Origin of the sequence: Streptomyces sp. VRA16 Mangrove soil (assembly GCF_017377775.1) — a bacterium.
GTDB lineage: Bacteria > Actinomycetota > Actinomycetes > Streptomycetales > Streptomycetaceae > Streptomyces.
Map to the genome: position 1 here is coordinate 108,048 of NZ_JAFVLN010000012.1, position 20,740 is coordinate 128,787.

At 71.6% G+C, this 20,740-nt stretch carries 17 protein-coding genes and 1 pseudogene; 8 read left to right on the forward strand and 10 right to left on the reverse strand.

Annotation, left to right across the window (positions count from 1 at the left end; genetic code table 11):
• Positions 1 to 108 precede the first annotated feature (108 nt).
• The 6 genes from araD to J3486_RS28990 all read right to left on the reverse strand — a co-directional run bounded on the left by araD (position 109) and on the right by J3486_RS28990 (position 7,177).
• Entirely contained in the window at positions 109 to 1,845 is a 1,737-nt protein-coding gene (gene araD / locus J3486_RS28965; RefSeq protein WP_207825521.1) for an L-arabinonate dehydratase, read from the reverse strand.
• Positions 1,842 to 2,750, reverse strand: a complete 909-nt coding sequence (locus tag J3486_RS28970; RefSeq protein WP_207825523.1) for a dihydrodipicolinate synthase family protein — start codon at positions 2,748 to 2,750, stop codon at positions 1,842 to 1,844. Before J3486_RS28970 ends, araD begins: the two co-directional genes overlap by 4 nt.
• On the reverse strand, positions 2,747 to 3,418 hold the full coding sequence (locus tag J3486_RS28975; RefSeq protein WP_207825525.1) for a GntR family transcriptional regulator: 672 nt from the start codon (positions 3,416 to 3,418) through the stop codon (positions 2,747 to 2,749). The genes J3486_RS28970 and J3486_RS28975 overlap by 4 nt, the downstream gene beginning before the upstream one ends.
• Positions 3,419 to 4,261: 843 nt before the next feature.
• On the reverse strand, positions 4,262 to 4,846 hold the full coding sequence (locus tag J3486_RS28980; protein WP_207825527.1) for a TIGR03086 family metal-binding protein: 585 nt from the start codon (positions 4,844 to 4,846) through the stop codon (positions 4,262 to 4,264).
• Positions 4,847 to 4,916: 70 nt separating this feature from the next.
• Positions 4,917 to 6,080 carry a hypothetical protein gene (locus tag J3486_RS28985; protein WP_207825528.1) on the reverse strand — a complete coding sequence of 388 codons (1,164 nt, stop codon included), beginning with the start codon at positions 6,078 to 6,080 and terminating at the stop codon, positions 4,917 to 4,919.
• Complete coding sequence (locus tag J3486_RS28990; RefSeq protein ID WP_307804972.1) at positions 6,077 to 7,177, reverse strand: 5-dehydro-4-deoxyglucarate dehydratase; 1,101 nt, start codon at positions 7,175 to 7,177, stop codon at positions 6,077 to 6,079. Before J3486_RS28990 ends, J3486_RS28985 begins: the two co-directional genes overlap by 4 nt.
• Before the next feature lie 240 nt (positions 7,178 to 7,417).
• Between J3486_RS28990 and J3486_RS28995 the strand changes: the two genes are divergently transcribed.
• A complete protein-coding gene (locus tag J3486_RS28995) occupies positions 7,418 to 8,263 on the forward strand; it encodes an NAD(P)-dependent oxidoreductase (RefSeq protein ID WP_229378763.1) in 846 nt (281 codons plus the stop codon).
• An 81-nt stretch (positions 8,264 to 8,344) separates the two neighbouring features.
• Positions 8,345 to 8,608, forward strand: a pseudogene (locus tag J3486_RS29000) (alcohol dehydrogenase); the annotation flags it as partial.
• A gap of 78 nt (positions 8,609 to 8,686) precedes the next feature.
• Here the strand turns inward: J3486_RS29000 and J3486_RS29005 are convergent.
• The gene (locus J3486_RS29005) at positions 8,687 to 9,913 is read right to left on the reverse strand and encodes a TerD family protein (protein ID WP_207825814.1); all 1,227 of its coding nucleotides are present in this window, start codon (positions 9,911 to 9,913) and stop codon (positions 8,687 to 8,689) included.
• 108 nt (positions 9,914 to 10,021) lie between these two features.
• Positions 10,022 to 10,873, reverse strand: a complete 852-nt coding sequence (locus J3486_RS29010; protein WP_207825530.1) for a GAF domain-containing protein — start codon at positions 10,871 to 10,873, stop codon at positions 10,022 to 10,024.
• A gap of 180 nt (positions 10,874 to 11,053) precedes the next feature.
• On the opposite strand from J3486_RS29010, the gene J3486_RS29015 reads away from it, so the two are divergent.
• Complete coding sequence (locus J3486_RS29015; RefSeq protein ID WP_207825531.1) at positions 11,054 to 12,523, forward strand: amino acid permease; 1,470 nt, start codon at positions 11,054 to 11,056, stop codon at positions 12,521 to 12,523.
• A 14-nt stretch (positions 12,524 to 12,537) separates the two neighbouring features.
• Here the strand turns inward: J3486_RS29015 and J3486_RS29020 are convergent, their stop codons facing one another.
• A complete protein-coding gene (locus J3486_RS29020; protein ID WP_207825532.1) occupies positions 12,538 to 13,974 on the reverse strand; it encodes an alkaline phosphatase PhoX in 1,437 nt (478 codons plus the stop codon).
• 140 nt (positions 13,975 to 14,114) lie between these two features.
• On the opposite strand from J3486_RS29020, the gene J3486_RS29025 reads away from it, so the two are divergent.
• The 4 genes from J3486_RS29025 (at position 14,115) to J3486_RS29040 (ending at position 17,016) form a co-directional block, all read left to right on the forward strand.
• The gene (locus tag J3486_RS29025) at positions 14,115 to 14,879 is read left to right on the forward strand and encodes an SDR family NAD(P)-dependent oxidoreductase (RefSeq protein ID WP_207825533.1); all 765 of its coding nucleotides are present in this window, start codon (positions 14,115 to 14,117) and stop codon (positions 14,877 to 14,879) included.
• A 198-nt stretch (positions 14,880 to 15,077) separates the two neighbouring features.
• Entirely contained in the window at positions 15,078 to 15,317 is a 240-nt protein-coding gene (locus tag J3486_RS29030; RefSeq protein WP_307804974.1) for a hypothetical protein, read from the forward strand.
• A 98-nt stretch (positions 15,318 to 15,415) separates the two neighbouring features.
• Entirely contained in the window at positions 15,416 to 16,558 is a 1,143-nt protein-coding gene (locus J3486_RS29035; protein WP_207825816.1) for a hypothetical protein, read from the forward strand.
• 11 nt (positions 16,559 to 16,569) lie between these two features.
• Positions 16,570 to 17,016, forward strand: coding sequence for a hypothetical protein (locus J3486_RS29040; RefSeq protein WP_207825535.1), 447 nt, complete (start codon positions 16,570 to 16,572; stop codon positions 17,014 to 17,016).
• Positions 17,017 to 17,138: 122 nt separating this feature from the next.
• On the opposite strand, the gene J3486_RS29045 is transcribed toward J3486_RS29040, so the two are convergent.
• Positions 17,139 to 18,608, reverse strand: coding sequence for a hypothetical protein (locus J3486_RS29045; RefSeq protein ID WP_207825537.1), 1,470 nt, complete (start codon positions 18,606 to 18,608; stop codon positions 17,139 to 17,141).
• A gap of 280 nt (positions 18,609 to 18,888) precedes the next feature.
• Here J3486_RS29045 and J3486_RS29050 point away from each other — a divergent pair, with 280 nt between their 5' ends.
• Entirely contained in the window at positions 18,889 to 20,730 is a 1,842-nt protein-coding gene (locus tag J3486_RS29050) for an endonuclease/exonuclease/phosphatase family protein (protein ID WP_207825539.1), read from the forward strand.
• The last annotated feature ends 10 nt before the right edge of the window (positions 20,731 to 20,740 follow it).

The following is a 20,740-nucleotide window of genomic DNA, read 5'->3' on the forward strand; positions in this document are numbered from 1 at the left end:
GCTTTCTACGAGGGCGACCGTTGTCCCATCGGCGATCTTGAAGCGCTTCGCAGACGCGGTTCGACATCTCGGGCATGCGGGGCGGGTACCGCCCCGCACGGTGGCGGCTCAGCTCGCGTACGGATCCGGCACCTTGCCCGGCCTGGCCAGGAAGGCGAAGTCGCAGCCGGTGTCGGCCTGCGTGATCTGCTCGTTGTAGAGCGCGCCGTAGCCGCGCTCGTACCGCTCGGGCGGAGCGGTCCACTCGGCCCGCCGCCGCTCCAACTCGTCCTCGGAGACATTCAGTTGCAGTGCCCGGGCCGAGACGTCGAGGGTGATGCTGTCGCCGGTGCGCACCAGGGCGAGCGGACCGCCGATGTACGACTCGGGCGCGACGTGCAGCACGCACGCCCCGTAACTGGTGCCGCTCATCCGGGCGTCGGAGATCCGCACCATGTCCCGCACCCCCTGCTTGAGCAGGTGGTCGGGGATCGGCAGCATGCCGTACTCGGGCATCCCCGGGCCGCCCTTGGGACCGGAGTTGCGCAGCACCAGGACGCTGTCGGCGGTGATGCCGAGCTCCGGGTCGTCGATGGTGCGCTGCATGGTCTTGTAGTCGTCGAAGACGACCGCGGTGCCGGTGTGCTTGAGCAGGTGCCGCTCGGCGGCGATGTGCTTGATGACGGCGCCGTCGGGGCAGAGGTTGCCGCGCAGCACGGCGACCCCGCCCTCGGCCGCGACCGGGTTCTCGCGGGGACGGATGACGTCGTCGTCGTGCACGACCGCACCCTCGATCTGCTCCCCCAACGTCCCGTTCACCGTGGGCCGTTCGAGGTGCAGCAGGTCGGTGATGCGGGACAGGAACGCGGGCAGGCCGCCGGCGAAGTGGAAGTCCTCCATGAGGTACGTCTGTCCGCCGGGCCGTACGTTCGCGAGCACCGGTACGGTGCGGGCGATGCGGTCGAAGTCGTCGAGGGTGAGCGGGATGCCCGCGCGGCCGGCCATCGCGATCAGGTGGATGACGGCGTTGGTGGATCCGCCGAGGCCGAGCACGGTGGTGACGGCGTCGTCGAAGGCCTGGCGGGTGAGGATCTCGGACGGCTTGAGCGCGGTCCACGCCAGGTCGACGGCGCGGCGCCCGGACGCAGCGGCCATCCGCTCGTGCGCGGAGTCGACGGCGGGGACGGAGGAGGCGCCGGGCAGGGTCATGCCGAGGGCCTCGGCGGCCGCCGTCATGGTGGAGGCGGTCCCCATGGTCATGCAGTGACCGGGTGAACGCGCCAACCCGCCCTGTAGCTCCCGCAGTTCACAGTCCGTCAGATTCCCGGCGCGGTGCTCGTCCCAGTACTTCCACATGTCCGTGCCGGAGCCGAGCGTCTCACCCCTCCAGTGCCCCGGCAGCATCGGGCCCGCGGGCACGAAGAGGGAGGGCACGTCGGCGGAGGTGGCGCCCATGAGCAGCGCGGGCGTGGACTTGTCGCAGCCGCCGAGCAGCACGGCCGCGTCGACCGGGTAGGAGCGCAGCAGCTCCTCCGTCTCCATGGCGAGCATGTTCCGGTACAGCATCGGGGTCGGCTTCTGATACGTCTCCGAGAGCGTGGAGACGGGGAACTCCAGCGGGAAACCGCCGGCCTGCCACACGCCCCGCTTGACGGCCTCGGCGCGCTCGCGCAGGTGGACGTGGCAGGGGTTGATGTCGGACCAGGTGTTGAGCACCGCGACGACCGGGCGGCCCTTGTACTCCTCGGCCTCGTAGCCGAGCTGACGCATCCGGGCGTTGTGCGACCAGATGCGCAGGGCGCCCTCGGTGCCGTACCACTGGTGCGAGCGGAGCTCTTCGGGGGCGAGCCGGGGCCGGCCGGTCATATGGCCCACCCCGCCGCGATCTCGGCGACCTCGGCGCGCTCCGCCTCCGGCACCTCCTGGCTCGGGGGCCGGACTTCGCGGCGGCACAGGCCGAGCGAGGCGAGGGCCTCCTTGACGACGGAGACGTTGTTGGCGGAGGCGTCGGCGCCGCGCAGCTCCTCGAAGCGGCGGATCTGCTCCCAGACCTTCATGGCGGCCGGGTAGTCGCCGGATCGAAGCGCTTCGATCATGGACAGCGAGACGCTCGGGGAGACGTTCACCAGGCCGGAGGTGAAGCCGGTGGCGCCCGCGGAGAAGTAGGACGGGGCGTACGGCTCGGCGAGCCCGGCCACCCACACGAAGCGGTCGAGGCCCGCGTCCCGGGCGAAGCCGGCGAAGCGTGCGGCGTCCGGCACGGCGTACTTCACGCCGATCACGTTGGGGCAGGCCGCGCCCAGTTCGGCGAGGCGGGCGCCGGACAGCGAGGCGTTCTTGATGTAGGGGACGACGCCGAGCTCGGGCACGGCCTCGGCGATGGCGCGGTGGTAGTCGACCCAGCCGCCCTCGGAGATGTACGGGTGCACGGGCTGGTGCACCATCACCATGTGGGCGCCGAGCTCACGGGCGTGCCGGGCGGCGTCGATCGCGGTCGGCAGGTCGTGGCCGACGCCGACGAGGACCGCCGCGGCGTCGCCCGCCTCGTCGAGGGTCAGCTCGGTGATCCGGCGGCGTTCGCCGGGGGTCAGTGCGTAGAACTCACCGGTGTTGCCGTTCGGGGTGAGGATGCGCACGCCGCCGTCGAGCAGCCGTCGCAGCAGGGACCTGAAGGTCGCCTCCGCGACGGATCCGTCCTCGGCGAACGGCGTCACCGGGATCGCGACGACGTCGGCGAGCGCGGCCCGCTGGGTCTCGAACGTGGCTGTCATGAGAGCTGCTCACCCTTTTCCTCCCGGTCCTCCGCCGTTTCGGGGAAGGCCCGCTGTACGAACGACGCGATGTGGTCCCGCAGCGCGCGCGAGGCGCCCTGCGCGTCGCCGGCGAGCGCGAGCTCCAGGATCTCCCGGTGCTCGGCCGCCTCCCGCTCCCAGGACGGATCGGCGGCCCAGGCCACCGCGGAGACCAGGGCGGCCTGGTCACGGACCTCGTCGAGCATCTTGCCGAGCAGCGGGTTGCCGCACGGGACGTAGAGGGCGCGGTGGAACTCCCGGTTGGCGAGGGAGCGTTGGGCCGTGTCTCCCGCGGTGTCGGCGGCGCGCAGGGCGTCGCGGGCGGCGTCGAGGGAGGCCCGGCGCCGCACGGTGCGGCGCAGCGCCTCCGGTTCGAGCAGCAGACGCACGTCGTAGACCTCGCGGGCCATGTCGGCGTCCACCATCCGCACCGTGACGCCCTTGTACTGGCTCATCACGACGAGCCCGGTCCCGGCCAGTGTCTTGAGCGCCTCGCGCACCGGCGTCTTGGAGACACCGAACTGCGCGGCCAGGTCGGTCTCGACCAGGGCCTGTCCGGGTCTGAGCTGCCCGGTCAGGATGCGGCGCTTGATCTCCTCCTGGACGTACTGGGTGCGGGAGGGGATCGGGGTGGGCACAGAGGTCATGCGCGCCTCTCGGTCTGGTCTTGGCCGGCCCGGCGGGGCCTGTCTCGCGTCTGATGTCCGGTGTGGGGCATCTGATGTCTGGCGTACCGCGTATCGCGTCTCATATATGACGTACGAAGTACGACGCGTTGAAGCTAGAAGCACAGCCTTGTTTCGTCAACGCTTCCGGCAAAAGAAGTCAGTTGATCCCTTCACGTATCCGCACGGGCGACCCGGCCGCGCGCGTGTGGGGCCCGATGGTCATCGCCCCGTGAGCCCAACGCGGCTTCTGCGTGCGGGGGTTGACTGCATGGCCTGACCCGATCTCCCGCGCATCACCGCGTTCCCGCGCGGCGACCTGCGCGTTCGTCCTGCCCTTCGGGCCCTGCACCGACGGCGGCGGGGGGCGGCGGCGACGCCGACCGGGCGCGGGCGGGCGGGCCGCTGCGCGACACCGGCGGCCGCGCCCCCGGCGCCGGCGCCCGCCCCCTCGGGTCCCCGGCGCCCGCCGAGCGTGGACGACTTCGACGGCGACGGCCACCACGATCTGCTGCTGAAGGCCGACTTCAGGAGGCCCGGCGCACTGCGAGAGGCCCAACTCGCCCTGGTTCTGGGCGGTTCGGCGAGTCCGGGTCCGGGCGGCCGCGCCGAACTCGCCCTCCTCACCCAGGACTTCAATGCGACCCCGGGCCCGGAGGGCACGTGCTCACCCAGGACTTCAATGCGGCCCCGGGCCCGGAGGGCACGTTCTGGATCGTCCTGGGCAGGCCGCACGGCCCGGTTCCGGCGTGGGCGGTGCGTCTTGACGCGTGGCGGATCGGGCGGGGCCGAACCCGGGCCGGGCTCAGCCCCCGGACGCGCTTTTCAGGGCCGCCACCCCGGGTCCCGCCCGCTGAGCCCGACGACCCGGTCCACGAAGGACGCCTCGGCCGGCACGGGGACGACCGGCCCGAACAGGCCGCCTCCGCCGCTGTCGTCCGCGGCGGGGGCGAGCAGGGCGTGGGCGGCCCACAGGGCCGGTTCGTCGGGGGTGTACTCCTGGCCGGTGGCGCGGGCCAGGTCCCAGCCGTGGACGACGAGCTCGTCGGCGGTGACGAGTCCCGCGACGGAACCCGGCAGGTCGACGCCGCCCGCGTGCGTCATGCCGTCCCACGCGGCAGGGTCCTGCCAGGCCTCGACCAGAGCGTCCAGCGCCTTGGGCAGGGCCGCCCGCCAGTCCGGCGCGAGATCGGGCAGCGCACTGCCGGGCGTCGCCTCGTTCCTGGTGTCGCGCTCCTTGCGGGCCGTCGCCCGCAGCCCCTCGGAAAGCCCCAGGAAGTGGCCGAGGAGATGGCGCACCGCGAAGTCGGGGCAGGGCGTCGGCAGGTCGAGCTGCTCGTCGCGGACCCCGTGGGCGAGCCGCGCGACGATCCGTGCCTGCGGACCGAGATCCACTGTCGTGTCACTCATGGTGACCCTTCCGGTGAGTGTCCAGTGCTCACCGGTGCAGACCGGTGCGGGGCCCGGAACTCATCGGTGCTCAGCCGATCCCGGCGAGCGCCCCCGCCACCGCCCCCAGATCCGCGTCCGACGCCAGCCCCGCGTGGTACAGCCGCACCTGGTTCGCGCCCAGCTCGCGGGCTGCCGCGATGTCCGCCGCGAGGGTGTCGGGGCTGCCGCCCATCCCCCGTACGACGGTGAAGTTCGCGGCGACGACCCCCTTGCCCTGCGCCGCGAAGGGGGCGATCAGGCCGGAGCCGCCCGTGCAGGGCACGACCACGCCGTCGGCGACGGAGAGGATGTGGGCGGGGTCGACGCCCGCGTTGGCACCGCAGTGGTACGACGCCGGGTCGGCGTGCAGCAGCACCTGAAAGCCGTCGGGGGCGGCGGCCCGCACCGCGGCGACGGCCGCTTCCTGGAGGCTGCGGGCGGTGGCGTCGCGGTAGGCGCGGGTGGCGCTCGCGGCCTCGGCGCCGAGCAGCTTCTCGACGGTGGCCCAGCCGTCGTCGGCGGTCTCGCCGCGCCATACGGGTTCCAGGGCTCCGCGCACCGAACGGCTCAACTCGGCGGCGTCCAGGCCGTGTTCGGCGTAGCCGTCCCGGCATGCCGGGCAGAAGCAGAGCGACATCAGGTACTGCCCGGCCTCGCCGAGGCCGACGCCGCCGGTCTTGTCGTGGGCGTGCAGATGGGCGAGGCCGTACCAGCCGAGGGATTCGAGCTCGGTGCCGCGGGCGCCGGGCCGGGTCGCCGCCTCCGCGGCCAGGTCCACCAGGTACGTGCGCGTGGCGGCCTGGGCGATGCAGGGCGCCCAGGGGTAGCGGTCGCCGTACGCGTTCACGACCGAGGTGTCCGGATGCTCCGCGCCCAGCCGGGAGTTGTGGGCGAGGACGACCCAGGTGTGCACGTCGAGGCCGGCGTCGGCGAGCGCGGCGGCCGCCTCGCCGTAGGCGTCGCCGGCCGCCCAGTCCCCAGCCGCGTACGGCCTCAACTCCCGTCCCTGCCAGCGCTGTTCGTCGACCGGGTAGAGGACGGCGGCGTGCTCGGCGGTGACGACGCGGTGGCGCGGGTGGCGCGGGGTGAGGGCCCGGGTGGAGTGGTAGGCGGCGGCGAGGGTGACCTGCTGGACGCCGAGGTCCGCGATGCGGCGGGCGGCGTCCGGGTCGCCGTTGACGTCCCAGGGGTAGACAAAGGCGGAGGTCTTCACGCGGTCGCTTCCTCTCCGGCGGCGGCGGTGCCTGACGGCTCGGCCGTGTCCGACGGCCCGGCGGTGTCCGACGGCCCGGCCGTGCCCGACAACCCGACGGTGTCCGACGGACCGGCGGTGTCCGACGGACCGACGGTGTCCGACGACCCGGCGGTGTCGAGCAACTCCTGGGCCCGCTCGACGAGTCGGGCGAGCTGCTTGACGTGCTCCTCGGCCGGCTCGTGCAGCGGCGGCCGCACCTCGCCGACGTCGAGCCCGCGCAACCGTACCCCGGCCTTCACCAGCGAGACCGCGTACCCCCTGCCCTGGTTGCGCAGTTCGACGAGGGGCCGGTAGAAGCCGTCGAGCAGCCGGTTGACGGTCCGGTCGTCGCCCGTGTTCAGCGCCTTGTGGAAGGCCTGCGCGATCTCGGGCGCGAAGCAGAAGACGGCGGAGGAGTAGAGCGAGATGCCGATGCCGCGGTAGGCGGGCATGGTGAGTTCGGCGGTGGGCAGCCCGTTGAAGTACAGGAAGTCGTCGCGCACGCCGCTCTCGCGCACCGCGCTCACGGTCCGCTGCATCAGGTCGAGGTCGCCGAGCCCGTCCTTGAGGCCGATGACCTTCGGGTGGCGGGCGAGCGCGACGACGGTCTCCGGCGTGAACACGGCGTTGTCGCGCTGGTAGACGATGACACCGAGGGACGTCGCCTCGGCGACCTCGGTGTAGTGGCGCAGCAGCCCCTCCTGCCCGGCGACGACGAGGTAGGGCGGCATCGCCAGCAGGCCGTCGGCGCCCGCCCGTTCGGCCGCGCGGGCGTACTGGACCGCGAGGGCGGTGCCGTATCCGGCGCCCGCGATCACCGGCACCCGGCCGTCGGTCGCCTCGACCGCGGCGGCGACGACGGCCTCGAACTCCTCGGGCGCGAGCGCGTGGAACTCGCCGGTGCCGCAGCAGGCGAACACGGCCGCGGCCCCGGCCTCGACGCCGCGCCGCACATGGGTGCGGTAGGTGTCGAGGTCCACGGGGGCGCCGGCGCCGTCGGGCCCGTACGCGGTGACCGGAAAGAACAGCGGCCCGCTCGGGACACTGAGGCGAGCGGCGAGGGCGGCTGACGTCACGGGCTCTCCCTGAGCGTTGCACGCACGCGGCTGCGGCCGACCCGACAGCACGTGCACGTTTCTGATCCGCGTCTATATTTCTGAACAGGCGTACCGTAAGCCGCCCCAAAGGGGACGGTCAAGCGCCCGAACCCGCCTGAACCCACTCGTCCTGTGCGACCCTTGACGGAGCTGCGCCACCCTCCTTAGCTTGTCCAAGAATGTGAATATGGCTCACGCATGGACACGGAGATCACGCACATGGCAGCCTCTTCTGGGCCCCGCACGATCCTGCTCACCGGCGCCGCCGGCGGTCTCGGCACCCTGATGCGCGAGCTGCTGCCCCAGTACGGCTACGAACTTCGCCTGTTCGACGTGCGCCCGGTCGAGGACGCGCCGGAGGCGATCGTCGCGGACCTGAACGACACCGAGGCACTGCGCAAGGCGGTCCGCGGCGTCGACGGAGTGCTGCACCTCGCGGGCATCTCCCTGGAATCGACGTTCGACAAGATCCTGGAGTCGAACATCAAGGGCACGTACCACCTCTACGAGGCGGTGCGCGAGGAGGCCGAGAGCCGGGCGGACGGCACGGCGCCCCGGATCGTCTTCGCCTCCTCCAACCACGCGATCGGGTACACGCCGCGCCCGCGCGTCGAGGACGGCGCCCCGCTGGTCCCGGTCGAGACGCTGCGCCGCCCGGACACCTACTACGGCCTGTCCAAGTCGTTCGGCGAGGACCTCGCCCAGTTCTACTCCGACAAGCACGGCGTCGAGACCGTCTCGGTGCGCATCGGCTCCTGCTTCAAGGAGCCCACCGACGTCCGCATGATGTCGGTGTGGATGAGCCCCGCCGACGGCGCCCGCCTCTTCCACGCGGCGCTGTCCGCCGAGGGCGTCCGCCACACCGTCGTCTACGGCTCGTCCGCCAACACCCGTGCCTGGTGGGACCTTTCGAGCGCCCGCGCCCTCGGCTACGAGCCGCAGGACGACTCCGAGGTCTACGCGGAGAAGCTGCTCGCCGAGTTCGGCCCGCTGACCGACGACAACCCGGCCCACCTGTACATGGGCGGCCGCTTCGTCAACGACCCGCCGATCTGGCCGTACTGACCGCCTGCCGCTCCAGGCCGGCGCCGCGCGCAGCAGCGGGACCGGGGCGGCCCGCGCCAGACCGTTCGCCCGCGCGGAGTCGGCCCGTTCCCGCAGTTCGGGGTCGCCGACCACGCGACCCGCGTCACCGTCGACCCGTACCGGATCTACAACCAGGAGATCACCATCACCGGTTCGATGGCGGCGCTGCGCCGCTACGAGCGAGCGGCGGAACTCTTCGCGGGCGGCGTCCTCGACCCGAACGTCTTCATCAACGACCGGCTGCCGTTGGACAGGCACCCGCAGGCGCTGGAGCAGTTCGCGTCGGGCATCGACCTCGACCGGAAGATCGTCGTGACGCCCTGAGGCACTCGCGCACCGGATCCCCGCACGCCCCGCCCCTACGACGGGCGAGGCGTGCGGCCGGGTACGGGCAGGTACGGACTACAGCGCCTGGGCGGCCGGCTTCACCATCCCGCGCACGGTCCGCGACTTCACGAAGTCGCCCATCGCGGTCATCTCCCACTCGCCGCTGAACTGCTTGATCAGCTTGGCCATCATGACGCCGGTCTGCGGCTCGGCGTTGGTGAGGTCGAAGCGGACCAGTTCCTCGCCCGTCGCCGCGTCGAGGAGGCGGCAGTACGCCTTGGCGACCTCGGTGAACTTCTGGCCCGAGAACGAGTTCACCGTGAAGACCAGGCCCGTGACGTCCTGCGGGAGCCGGCCCAGGTCGACGACGATCACCTCGTCGTCCCCGCCGCCCTCGCCCGTGAGGTTGTCACCGGAGTGCTTGATCGCGCCGTTCACGATCGAGAGCTTGCCGAAGTAGCAGCTGTCGACGTGGTTGCGCTGCGGCCCGTACGCGATGACCGACGCGTCCAGGTCGATGTCCTTGCCGCGGTACGCGGGCTCCCAGCCGAGGCCCATCTTGACCTGCGAGAGCAGCGGGCGGCCGCCCTTGACCAGGGACACCGTCTGGTTCTTCTGGAGCGAGACCCGCCCCTTGTCGAGGTTGATCTTCCCGCCGGCGGCCGGGACGGGCGCCGCCGGGGCCGCGCCCTGCGGCGGGGGCGGCGCGATGCGCGGGTCGACGGGCGGGGTGGTCGGCGCGGGCGGCGCGGCCACCGGGGCCGGAGCGACAGGGGCCGGAGCCGCGGCGGGCGCGGCCGGGGCCTCGGGCTCCTCCACGGAGACGCCGAAGTCGGTGGCGATGCCCGCCAGGCCATTGGCGTAGCCCTGCCCCACGGCGCGGGCCTTCCACGCCCCGTTGCGCAGGTAGACCTCCATGACCACCAGCGCCGTCTCCGCGCCGAGCTGCGGCGGCGTGAAGGTGGCCAGGACCGAGCCGTCGTCCGCGTTGCGGATCGTGGCCGTGGGCTCGATGCCCTGGAAGGTCTGGCCCGCGGCGTCCGGGCTCGCGGTGACGACGATCTTCTCGATGCCCGGCGGCACCGCGGTGGTGTCCACGGTGATCGAGTCCGGGGACGCGCCGCCGCCCGACGTGTACGTCACGCCGGGGCCCGCGGGCTGGTTGTAGAAGATGAAGTCGTCGTCCGAGCGCACCTTGCCGTCGGCGGTGAGCAGCAGGCCCGATACGTCGAGCCGCACGGGGGCCGTGACGTCCACCGCCACGCGCTGCGCCGTGAGCGGGATGTTCGAGCCGGGGGTCATAGCTGTCATGCCGGGGATAACGACCGACTCCGCTTTACCGTTCCCTTACCGAAGACTTTTCTCGGCGGCCCCTCACCCTGGCGTCCCGCGACACCCGGGCGCTTCTCCTCAGACATCGGCGTGCAGCAGCGTCTGTCCCGCCGCGTGCGCGAGCCGCCCCAGCACGCCCTGCTCCTCGCGCGTCCAGGCGACGGGCCGGCGCCGGTGCACGGAGACGATGCCGACCAGCGCGCCGTCGCGTGCCAGGACCGGCATCGAGGCGACGGCCCTGGCCTCCGCGTCGAGCATGGCGTCCTCCGCGGGCGTGCCCAGGAACACCGGCGAGGCCGCGACCTCCTCGATGAAGACGGGGCTCGCCTCCAGCGCGGCGACGCCGCAGGCGGTGCCCCGGTCGCGGACGGTCTCGAAGTAGTCCAGGAACGGCCGGTGGAAGCCGTGCTGGGTGACGATCCGCAGCACCCCCTCCTCGGAGTCGTACAGCTGTGCGTTGCCCATCGGGGCGCCGGTGATGCGCAGCGCCAGCGTCAGGGTCTGGGCGAGCAGGGAGATGTACGGGTCGCGCGCGTCCGGCGCCGGGCGGCGCATGCGGGCCGCCGGGGCGGACGCGAACTCCCCGGTGCGCCCGCGCAGCCGCATGACCCTGCGGACGCTGCTGTGGGCCTGCTCGATCGCCAGCGTGCAGTCGGCCGTGCGCAGCCGGGCCGCGGCCCGGAGCAGCTCGTCCACCACGCCCGGCGCGCAGAAGGTGACCCTGCTGAGGTCGAGCCCGATCCAGGTCCCCGGCGGATGCTCCGAGGGCAGCAGCAGCCCGGTGAGCGCGGGCAGGGACGCCACGTCGAGCTCGCCGGCCACCTCGACGGTCGTACGGCCGGGGGCATGGCAGACGGAGACGCGCACCGTGTGCAGGGACGGGGACCAGACCACGCGCACGCCCTTCAGGATCTCGCAGGGCACAGACACAACCGACCCTAGGCTCCCCGCGCCGCGCCGGGCCCCGTTCGCCAGACTCCGCCGGGGCGGACCGAAGCTCCCCGGGAGCGCGCGGAGAGCGGGTGCACGCCCTCGTACGGATGTGCAGGTCCGGGGCCGGGACGGCGCGTATCGGCCATGAAAGGCGGATATTTTGCGAGAGTTCCGGTCGTGCACCAGGAAAACGACTCACACCTCGACGACCCGACCACCGCGGAAGGGGTCACCGACGCGGGAGACCTCGGCTACAGCAAGGCCCTGAAACCGCGTCACATCAGCATGATCGCGATCGGTGGCGCGATCGGCACCGGACTCTTCCTCGGTGCGGGCGGCAACCTCGCGAAGGCGGGACCCGGCCTCGCCTTCGCCTACGCGATCTGCGGCGTCTTCGCCTTCTTCGTGGTGCGGGCCCTCGGGGAACTGGTCGTGCACCGCCCGTCGTCGGGTTCGTTCGTCAGCTACGCCCGGGAGTTCCTGGGCGAGCGCGGCGCGTACGTGGCGGGCTGGATGTACGTCCTGAACTGGTCGACCGCCGGCATGGCCGACATCACGGCGGTGGCCCTGTACGTGCACTACTGGTCGATGTTCACGTCGGTCCCGCAGTGGGTGCTCGCGGCGATCGCGCTGGCGATCGTGCTCACCGTGAACCTGATCTCCGTGAAGAGCTTCGGTGAGATGGAGTTCTGGTTCGCCATCGTCAAGGTCGCGGCGCTCGTGCTGTTCCTGCTGATCGGCATCTTCTTCCTCGCCACCGGCAAGCCGGTGGACGGACAGGATCCGGGCTTCTCGCTGATCTCCGACAACGGCGGCTTCTTCCCGCTGGGCGTCCTGCCGGTCGTCCTCATCACGCAGACCGTCGTCTTCGCGTACGCGGCCGTGGAGATGGTCGGTGTGACGGCGGGCGAGACCGAGAAGCCGGAGGAGCTCGTCCCGAAGGCCGTGAACTCGATCATGTGGCGGGTCGGCATCTTCTACGTCGGCTCGGTCGTGATGCTGACGCTGCTGCTGCCGTGGACCGCGTACTCCGCGGACCAGAGCCCGTTCGTGACGGTGCTCTCGAAGATCGGGGTGCCGTCGGCGGGCGGCATCATGAACCTGGTGGTGCTCACCGCCGCCATGTCGTCCCTCAACTCCGGCCTCTACACGACGGGCCGCATCCTGCGCTCGATGGCGATGGCGGGCTCGGCGCCGTCGTTCACGGCGCGGATGAGCGGCAGCCACGTCCCGTACGGCGGGATCCTGCTGACGGCGACGGCGGCGCTGCTCGGCGTCGCGCTCAACGCGTGGCTGCCGCAGGACGCGTTCGCGATCGTCACCAACATCTCGTCGCTCGGCGTCATCTCCACCTGGTGCATGATCATGCTCTGCCATCTGGTGTTCGTGCGGCGGGCGAAGCAGGGGCTCGTGCACCGGCCCGCGTTCCGGCTCTGGGCCTCGCCGTGGATCGAGCTGACGACGATCGCGTTCCTGCTCGGGGTGATCGTGATGATGTGGTTCGACCGGGACGGCGCGGGCCGCGACACGGTCCTGATGCTGATCCCGATCGCGATCTGTCTGACGGCCGGCTGGTACGCGGTGCGGCAGCGGGTCCACCGCATCGCAGCGGAGAGTGAGGCTCCGCCGGTGGACCCGCTGCAGTAGGGCCGGGGCGAGCCCTACTTCTGGCGCTTCCAGGGGCCGGTGATGGCGAGCATGATGCCCGGCGTCTGGATGTTCGCGTACAGGGTGCGTCCGTCCGGCGAGAAGGTGACGCCGGTGAACTCGCTGTACTCCGGCTCCGCTTCGGTGCCGATGTTCAGCTCGTTGCGCGCGATCGGGTACGTACGGCCCTTCTCGGTCGCGCCGAACAGGTGCTGGATGCCGTCGCCGTCCTCGGCGATGACCAGACCGCCGTACGGGGAGACCGTGATGTTGTCCGGGCCGTCGAAGGCGCCGTCCTTCAACGGGTCCGGGTTGACGCCGAGCAGCACCTTCAGGGTCAGGGTGCGGCGCTTGGGGTCGTAGAACCAGACCTGGCCGTCGTGCTGGACGGGGCTCTCCGCGCGGGCGAACGAGGAGACGATGTAGGCGCCGCCGTCACCCCACCACATGCCCTCCAGCTTGCGGGCGCGGGTGATCTCGCCGTCCTTGAACTGCTTGCGCGTGGAGACGGTCTTGGCGTCGCGGTCGGGGACCTCCACCCAGTCGACGCCGTAGACCGTGCCGGTCTTGGTGGCGCGGGACAGGTCGTCGACGAACCGGCCGCCGGAGTCGAAGCACTTGAACGCCTCGAAGACACCGGCGTCGTCGGCGAGGGTGCGCAGCTTGCCGCGGCCGTGGTGGAAGCCCTCCGGCGGGGTCCAGCGGTAGAGCAGGCCGTTGGGGCCGGAGGCGTCCTCGGTGAGGTAGGCGTGGCCGCGCTTGGGGTCGATGACGACGGCCTCGTGGGCGTACCGGCCGAACGCCTTGATGGGCTGGGGGGCCCGGTTGGCGCGGCTGTCGTACGGGTCGACCTCGAAGACGTAGCCGTGGTCCTTGGTGAAGCCGTTCTTGCCGGCCTTGTCCTCGGTCTCCTCACAGGTCAGCCAGGTGCCCCAGGAGGTGCGGCCGCCCGCGCAGTTGGTGGCGGTGCCGGCGATGCCGACCCACTCGGCGACCTCGCCGCCGCGGCGGACCTCGACGACGGTGCAGCCGCCGGCCGCCATCGGGTCGTAGACGAGCCCGTCGGCGAGCGGCACGGGGTGCGGCCAGTTGGCGCGGGCGCCGGCCAGCTCGTGGTTGTTGACGAGGAGGGTGGTGCCGCGCGGCCCGTCGAAGGTGGCGGTGCCGTCGTGGTTGGACGGCGTGAACTCGCCGGACTCCAGCTTGGTCTTCCCGCAGTAGGTGATGACCTTGTACGAGAAGTGGGCGGGCAGCGCGAGGATCCCGGCCGGGTCGGGGATCAGTTCGCCGTAGCCGACACCGTGCGGGTGGTCGTGGTCGTGGTCGAGCCCGTTGTCCGTGGCCGCGAGCGCGTTCGGCGCGGTGGCGAGGGCGCCGACGGTTCCGGCCAGCGCGACGCCCGCACCGGTGGCCGCGGAGCGTCTGGCGAAATCCCTGCGAGTGAGCGACATGTGGCTGTCTCCCGTTGGAGGTCAGGACGGTCAGGAAGGTCAAGAAGGTAAAAGTGGGGGGAGAGGCTGTTTCGGCCACACGTTCTCGCTCGCGTATAAACGGCGGTTGAACACCGACCGACGTAGAGGGGCCCGCTTCCATGACTTCAGTGAACGTGCCGGAATCCGGACGCCGGGTGCTCGTGAGCGGCGCGTCGCGCGGGCTCGGCCGGGCACTGGCCCGCGCCTTCGCCGCCAACGGCGACCGGGTCGCCGTGCATTTCGGGTCACGGGAACAGGAGGCCAGGGCCACGCTCGGCTCGCTGACCGGTGCCGGGCACGTGCTCGTCGGTGGGGACGTGTCCGACCCGGCGGGCGCGAAGTCGGTCGCCGAGCGGGCCGCGGAGGGCCTCGGCGGCATCGACGTCCTGGTGAACAACGCGGCGGTGAATCTGCCGCACCCGCCCGTGACCACGTCGTACGAGGAATGGTCGGAGCTGTGGCAGCGCCATGTGGCGGTGAACCTGCTCGGTACGTCGAACCTCAGTCACCTGGCCGCACAGCGCATGATCACGCAGGGCACGGGTGGCCGGATCGTGAACGTCGGCTCGCGCGGCGCCTTCAAGGGCGAGCCCGATCACCCGGCATACGGCGCGACGAAGGCCGCCGTGCACGCGCTCGGCCAGTCCCTCGCCGTCGCCCTCGCGCCGCACGGGATCGGGGTGGCGTCGGTGGCGCCCGGGTTCATCGAGACGGAGCGGGTGGCGCACCGGCTGACGGACGAGGTGCGCGGCCAGAGCCCGTTCGGACGGGTCGCGTCCGCCGACGAGATCGCCGGGGCCGTGCTGTGGCTGGCGTCTCCCGGGGCGCAGTGGGCCTCGGGCACCGTCCTCGACCTCAACGGCGCCTCCTATCTGCGCACCTGACGGCAGCCGCCGACATCGAGCGGTGCCAGACAGCGCTTTCCGGGATGGGTCGGATGAATCTTCGTAAAGAAGGTCAACTGGCCCACTCCATCAGCAATCCCAAGATTTCACGCGGAACGCCTTGACCCGCCCCGCACCCCGCAATAGACAGGCCCTACCTGCATCACCGCATCACCCGCCGAGGGGGTGGCGAGCCGAGTGGACGCACGTCAGGCACGCGCCCTCCATGAGAGCCGGCTGATGAAGCTGGCCAATGTCACCGGAGTCGGCATCGGGAGGGACGAGCACTCGGGGACGGACGTCGTCGTCGTCTTCGTCACCCGCAAAGTGCCCCGCGACCGACTCCTCGCGGACGACGTGGTTCCCCAGGAGCTCGAAGGCGTACCGGTGCGCGTGCTCGCGATCGGTGACGTCCGGGCCCAGGACGGAACGCCCTGAGGTCCCTGCCGGACCCCACTGCGGCCGAGGGAACCCCGTACGCACGCTCACGCGAACGTCAGGGGAAGAGGTGGTCTGGCGTGAGCCAGCCCGAATTGATGCGAGGACCCGCCGGCGGTCAGCTCAGCGACAGCTCCCGCCAGCAGGCACAGAGCGACTTCCTGCGGCGCGAACAGCCGCTGGCCAACGTGGTCGGCTACGGCCACGGCGTGAAATGGGTCGACGGACGCCCCACGGGCGAGCCGGCCGTCCTGGTCTTCGTGACCCAGAAGGTCCCCGAATCCATGCTGCCGGAACGGGATGTGATCCCGCGTCAGATGGACGACGGCACCCCCACCGACATCGTGGCCGTCGGCCAGATCTCCGCCCAGCGGCGGCAGAGCCGGCCGGCCGGGGCCGGGCGTCAGCAGGAGGGCGTCACGTACGGGCCCGACGGCGGCGTCTCCCAGCAGCTCGGCGGGCTGAGCCAGCCGCTGCTCGAAGAACTCGGCGGCCTCGCCACGTTCGAGCCGCAGGTCCTGGTCCGCCGGATGCGCCCGTGCCCCTCCGGCTTCTCGGTCGGCAACGTGGCCATCACCGCGGGCACCCTCGGCAGCGTGGTCTACGACTTCCTGCCGGGCGCCACCGTGGACCCGCCGGGGCCCGGCCTCGGCACCCCGGCCAAGTTCTACGTCCTCTCCAACAACCACGTGCTCGCCGACTCCAACCGGGCGCAGCTGGGCAGCGTCATCGTGCAGCCCGGCACGTTCGACGGCGGCACCAACCCGGCGGACCGGATCGCTACGCTGTCGCGGTTCATCACCATCCAGTTCGCCCCGCAGACGCCGCTCGACCAGCAGAACAACGTGGTCGACTGCGCGCTCGGCGAGGTCCAGTTCCAGGACGCCACGCGCGAGCAGTACTTCAGCGGCGCGCCGCGCGCCTGGCGCCGCAAGGCGAACGTCGCGGTCGGCGACCTCGTGAAGAAGACGGGCCGCACGACGAACGTGTCCTTCGGCCGGATCATCGCGGTCGACGCGACCATCGACGTCAACTACGGCACCGCCGGCACGGCCCGCTTCAAGGACCAGATCCTCACCACGAACATGTCGGCCGGCGGCGACTCCGGCTCCCTGGTGACCTCGCTCGACAACGTCGCGGTGGGCCTGCTGTTCGCCGGTTCCTCGCAGGTCACGGTCGCCAACCACATCGAGAACGTACGCGCGTTGCTGCGCGTCGAGATCGCCGAGCAGCTGGCATAGGAGGTGACGGCATGACCACTCAGGCACGCAGGCAGAAGAGCCAGTCCCGCGCCGAGCACCGGTTCCACAATCCGCAGGGCGCGGAGGTCAAGACGCGTGACGAGGCGTTCGCCGCGCAGCAGGACGTCTCCGCCGAGGCGGTGTCGGTCGACTGCAAGCTGGAGCTCAACAACGGGACCGTGACCTTCGGCATCACCGCGAAGATCAACCCGAACACGCACCCGTACGTGGTGACCGGCGGCCAGATCACGTCCGGCATCTGCGGGGCCCCGTGGGACATCACGGGCGGCTTCATCGGCGACACGATCCGCATCGACGCGAAGCGGGCCGGTCAGGGCAGTTGCGCCAACACGATCACGATCGTCGGCGAGTACCAGAACCCGCCGGCGTACCGGGGCACGTACGGCTTCGACGGGGCGACGTCGTCGTTCAAGCACACGACGCGGTATCTCTGCTAGCAGGTGCACGGCCCGGCCCCTGAAGGCCGCGCGCGGCGCGTGCCTTCAGGGGAGCGGGGAACGGCGGGGATGCGCACCACCGGTCCGCACCCCGCCGACCGGGCGAGCGCACCCGGCAGCCGCTACTGCGCGGCCGAGCGTGCCTTGAAGGCGGCCTTGCGGGCCTCCTTGGCGACCTTCTTGTCGGGGTGGAGGCGGCCCATCGCCTCCAGGACGTCGGCCGTCGCGGGGTGCTCCACCTTCCAGGCCGCGGCGAAGAACCCGCTGTGCTGCGCGGCGAGCCCCTCCACCAGCGCCTGGAGCTCCTCGGAGTTGCCCTCCAGGGAGAGCTGCGCCGCGATCGTGTCGACGGTGAGCCAGAAGACCAGGTCCTCCGAGGGCGCGGGCACATCGGTGAAGCCGTGCTCGGCGAGCCAGACCCGGGCGAGACCGCCCAGCTGCGGGTCGTCGAGAACGTCGCGCAGCGCCGGCTCGGCCTCGGTCCCGACGAGCGAGAGAGCCTGCTGGCAGCGCAGCCGCCGCAGCGGGGCCCCCTCGTCGGCGCCGCGCGCCGCGCCGAGCAGCTCGCGTGCCGCGTCCAGCGGCGCCCGCCGGGCGAGCCACTGCTCGATCTCGGCCTGGGCGGCGGCCTGCGGGAACCCGGAGGTGGCGTCCAGGAGCACGTCGGCCCCCTTGTCGGCGAGGTCACCGACGGCCGGGGCGTCGACCCCGGCCTCCAGCATCCGCGCCCGGATCCCGTACAGACCGAGCGGGGTGAGCCGCACCATGCCGTACCGGGAGACGTCCGACTCGTCGACGGGCTCGGCGACCGGCTCGTCCGCGTCGATGTCGGCCATCAGCGCCTCGTCGACCGGCTGGAACTCCACGAGCCCCACCGGGTCGAGCAGCCGGAACTGGTCGTCGAGGCGCATCATCGCGTCCGACACCTGCTCCAGGATGTCGTCGGTGGGCTCCCCCATGTCGTCGGGGACGATCATCGACGCGGCGAGCGCGGGCAGCGGCACCGGCGCCTCTCCCGCGCCGCCCTCGGCGACGGTCAGCAGGTACAGGTTGCCGAGCACCCCCTCCAGGAACTCGGCCTCCGCCTCTGGGTCCCAGTCGAGCTGCGAGAAGTCGATCTCGCCGCCCTCCTCCATGGCGTCGACAAGGTCGTCCAGGTCGGGCACGGAGGCGTCGGCGAGCACCGTGTCGAGCGCGCCGAGCCACAGTCCGAGGATGTCGGCCGGGCTGCCGGAGGTGAGGACCGCGAGCTCATCGCCGACGGCGACCGTGCCGTACTCCTCGGAACCCTCGGAGTCCTCGGAGCCCTCGTCGACGATCTCCACCAGGCCGATGTCGACGGCGACCCGCCAGGCCTCGCTCGCGTACGCGGCGGCGTCACCGTCGTCGTCGGCGTCGGTGAATCCCAGTTCGGCCGCGGCGGCGGGCAGTTGCTCGTCGACGAGTTCGCCGCCCGCGCCGACCCGGGTCTGAGGCCCGGCCCAGCGCGCGAGCTTCGCGGCGCGCGACAGGAGCGGAGTGGCGAGGGCGTCCCGCGCCAGCTCCGCTTCGGCGGGCAGCCGCACCGGCGGCAGGGGGGAGCTGTCTGACATCGGCTGGTTCTCCTCGGGGCCATGCGTGAGGCATACGTTGCGACCGCTCAGCCTAGACGGATTTGACCCTTTGCTGCCCAGTTCATGTACCCGTCAGGTTTCGCTCGCCTGAGAGACACCGGGAAAACCTTGACAACTCCCCTGCGCAGGAAAGAGATTGACGCGCGTAGAAAGCTGCAACGGCGCCCCCACCGCCTCACCCGCACCGCCGCCCCCAGCCCCACTTTCCAGCCCCACCCTCGTCCCGGCGCTCGCCCGTCGCACGTCCCCGGAGGGAACCTTGCCGAGCCAGTCCACGCACCCCAGAACCCGCCGTACCCGTCGCACCCGCCTCGCCGCGCTCGCCGTGGCCACCGCGAGCTGTGCCACGTACGCCGTCGCCCTGACCGGCACCGCGCACGCCGCCACCGTCGCGATCCACGACATCCAGGGCACCACCCGGATCTCCCCGTACAAGGGCCAGGCGGTCACCGATGTCGCGGGCATCGTCACGGCCGTCCGCACCACCGGCTCCTCGAAGGGCTTCTGGATCCAGGACCCCGACCCGGACGACGACCCCGCCACCAGCGAGGGCATCTTCGTCTACACCGGCTCGGCGCCGAAGGTGGCCGTCGGCGACGCGGTGGCGGTCTCGGGCACCGTCTCCGAGTACGTGGTGAGCACCGGCAACCAGTCGCTCACGGAGATCAGCAAGCCGACGGTGACGGTGGTCTCGTCCGGCAACGCGGTACCCGCGGCGACCGTGATCGACGCCAAGTCGGTGCCGGACGCGTACAGTCCGGCCGGTGACAGCGCGGCGGGCAACTCCGTCAACGGGCTCCCGCTCCAGCCGTCGACGTACGCGCTGGACCGCTACGAGTCCCTCGAAGGCATGAGCGTGCGGATCGGCTCGTCGCGCGTGGTCACCGCCTCGAACGCGTACGACGAGCTGTGGGTGACGGTGAAGCCGCACGAGAACCGCACCGCGCGCGGCGGCTCCCTGTACCGCTCCTACGACGACCAGAACACCGGCCGTCTCCAGGTGATGGCGCTCAACACGTCGCAGGAGTTCCCGACCGCCGACGTCGGCGACACCCTCACCGGCACCACCGAGGGCCCGCTCGACTTCAACTCCTACGGCGGGTACACGATCGCCGCCTCGGCGATCGGCGCCGTCGAGGCCGGCGGCCTGCAGCGCGAGGTGACGAAGAAGCAGTCCGCGCACCAGCTGGCGGTGGCGACGTACAACGTCGAGAACCTCGACCCGACCGACGACACGTTCGCCGACCACGCGAACGCCATCGTGCACAACCTGCAGTCGCCCGACATCGTGTCCCTGGAGGAGATCCAGGACAACAACGGCGCGAAGGACGACGGCACGGTCGCCGCCGACCGGACGATGGGCAAGCTGATCGACGCGATCGTCGCCGCGGGCGGCCCGCGCTACGACTGGCGCTCCATCGACCCGGCCAACGACGAGGACGGCGGCGAGCCGGGCGGCAACATCCGGCAGGTGTTCCTCTTCAACCCCGAGCGGGTCTCGTTCACCGACCGCGCGGGCGGCGACGCCACGACGGCCGTCGGTGTCACGACGGTCGGCGGCAAGGCGCGGCTGACCGCGTCGCCGGGCCGCATCGACCCGACGAACACGGCGTGGAAGGACAGCCGCAAGCCGCTGGCCGGGGAGTTCGTCTTCCGCGGAAAGACGGTCTTCGTGATCGCCAACCACCTGAACTCCAAGGGCGGCGACTACGCGCTGACCTCGCAGTACCAGCCGGTGCCGCGCAGCTCGGAGACCCAGCGCCACGCGCAGGCCACGGTCGTCAACACCTTCGTGAAGTCGCTCCACGCGGCCCAGAAGGACGCGGACGTCATCGCGCTCGGCGACATGAACGACTTCGAGTTCTCCGACACCACGAAGATCCTGGAGGGCGACGGGGAGCTGTACTCCGGCATCAAGTCGCTGCCGAAGAAGGAGCGTTACACGTACGACTACCAGGGCAACAGCCAGGTCCTCGACCAGATCCTAGTGAGCCCGTCGATCCGCAGGGGCGGATTCTCGTACGACAGCGTGCACATCAACAGCGAGTTCCACGACCAGATCAGCGACCACGACCCGCAGGTGCTGCGCTTCCACCCGTAGCCCTCGGGCT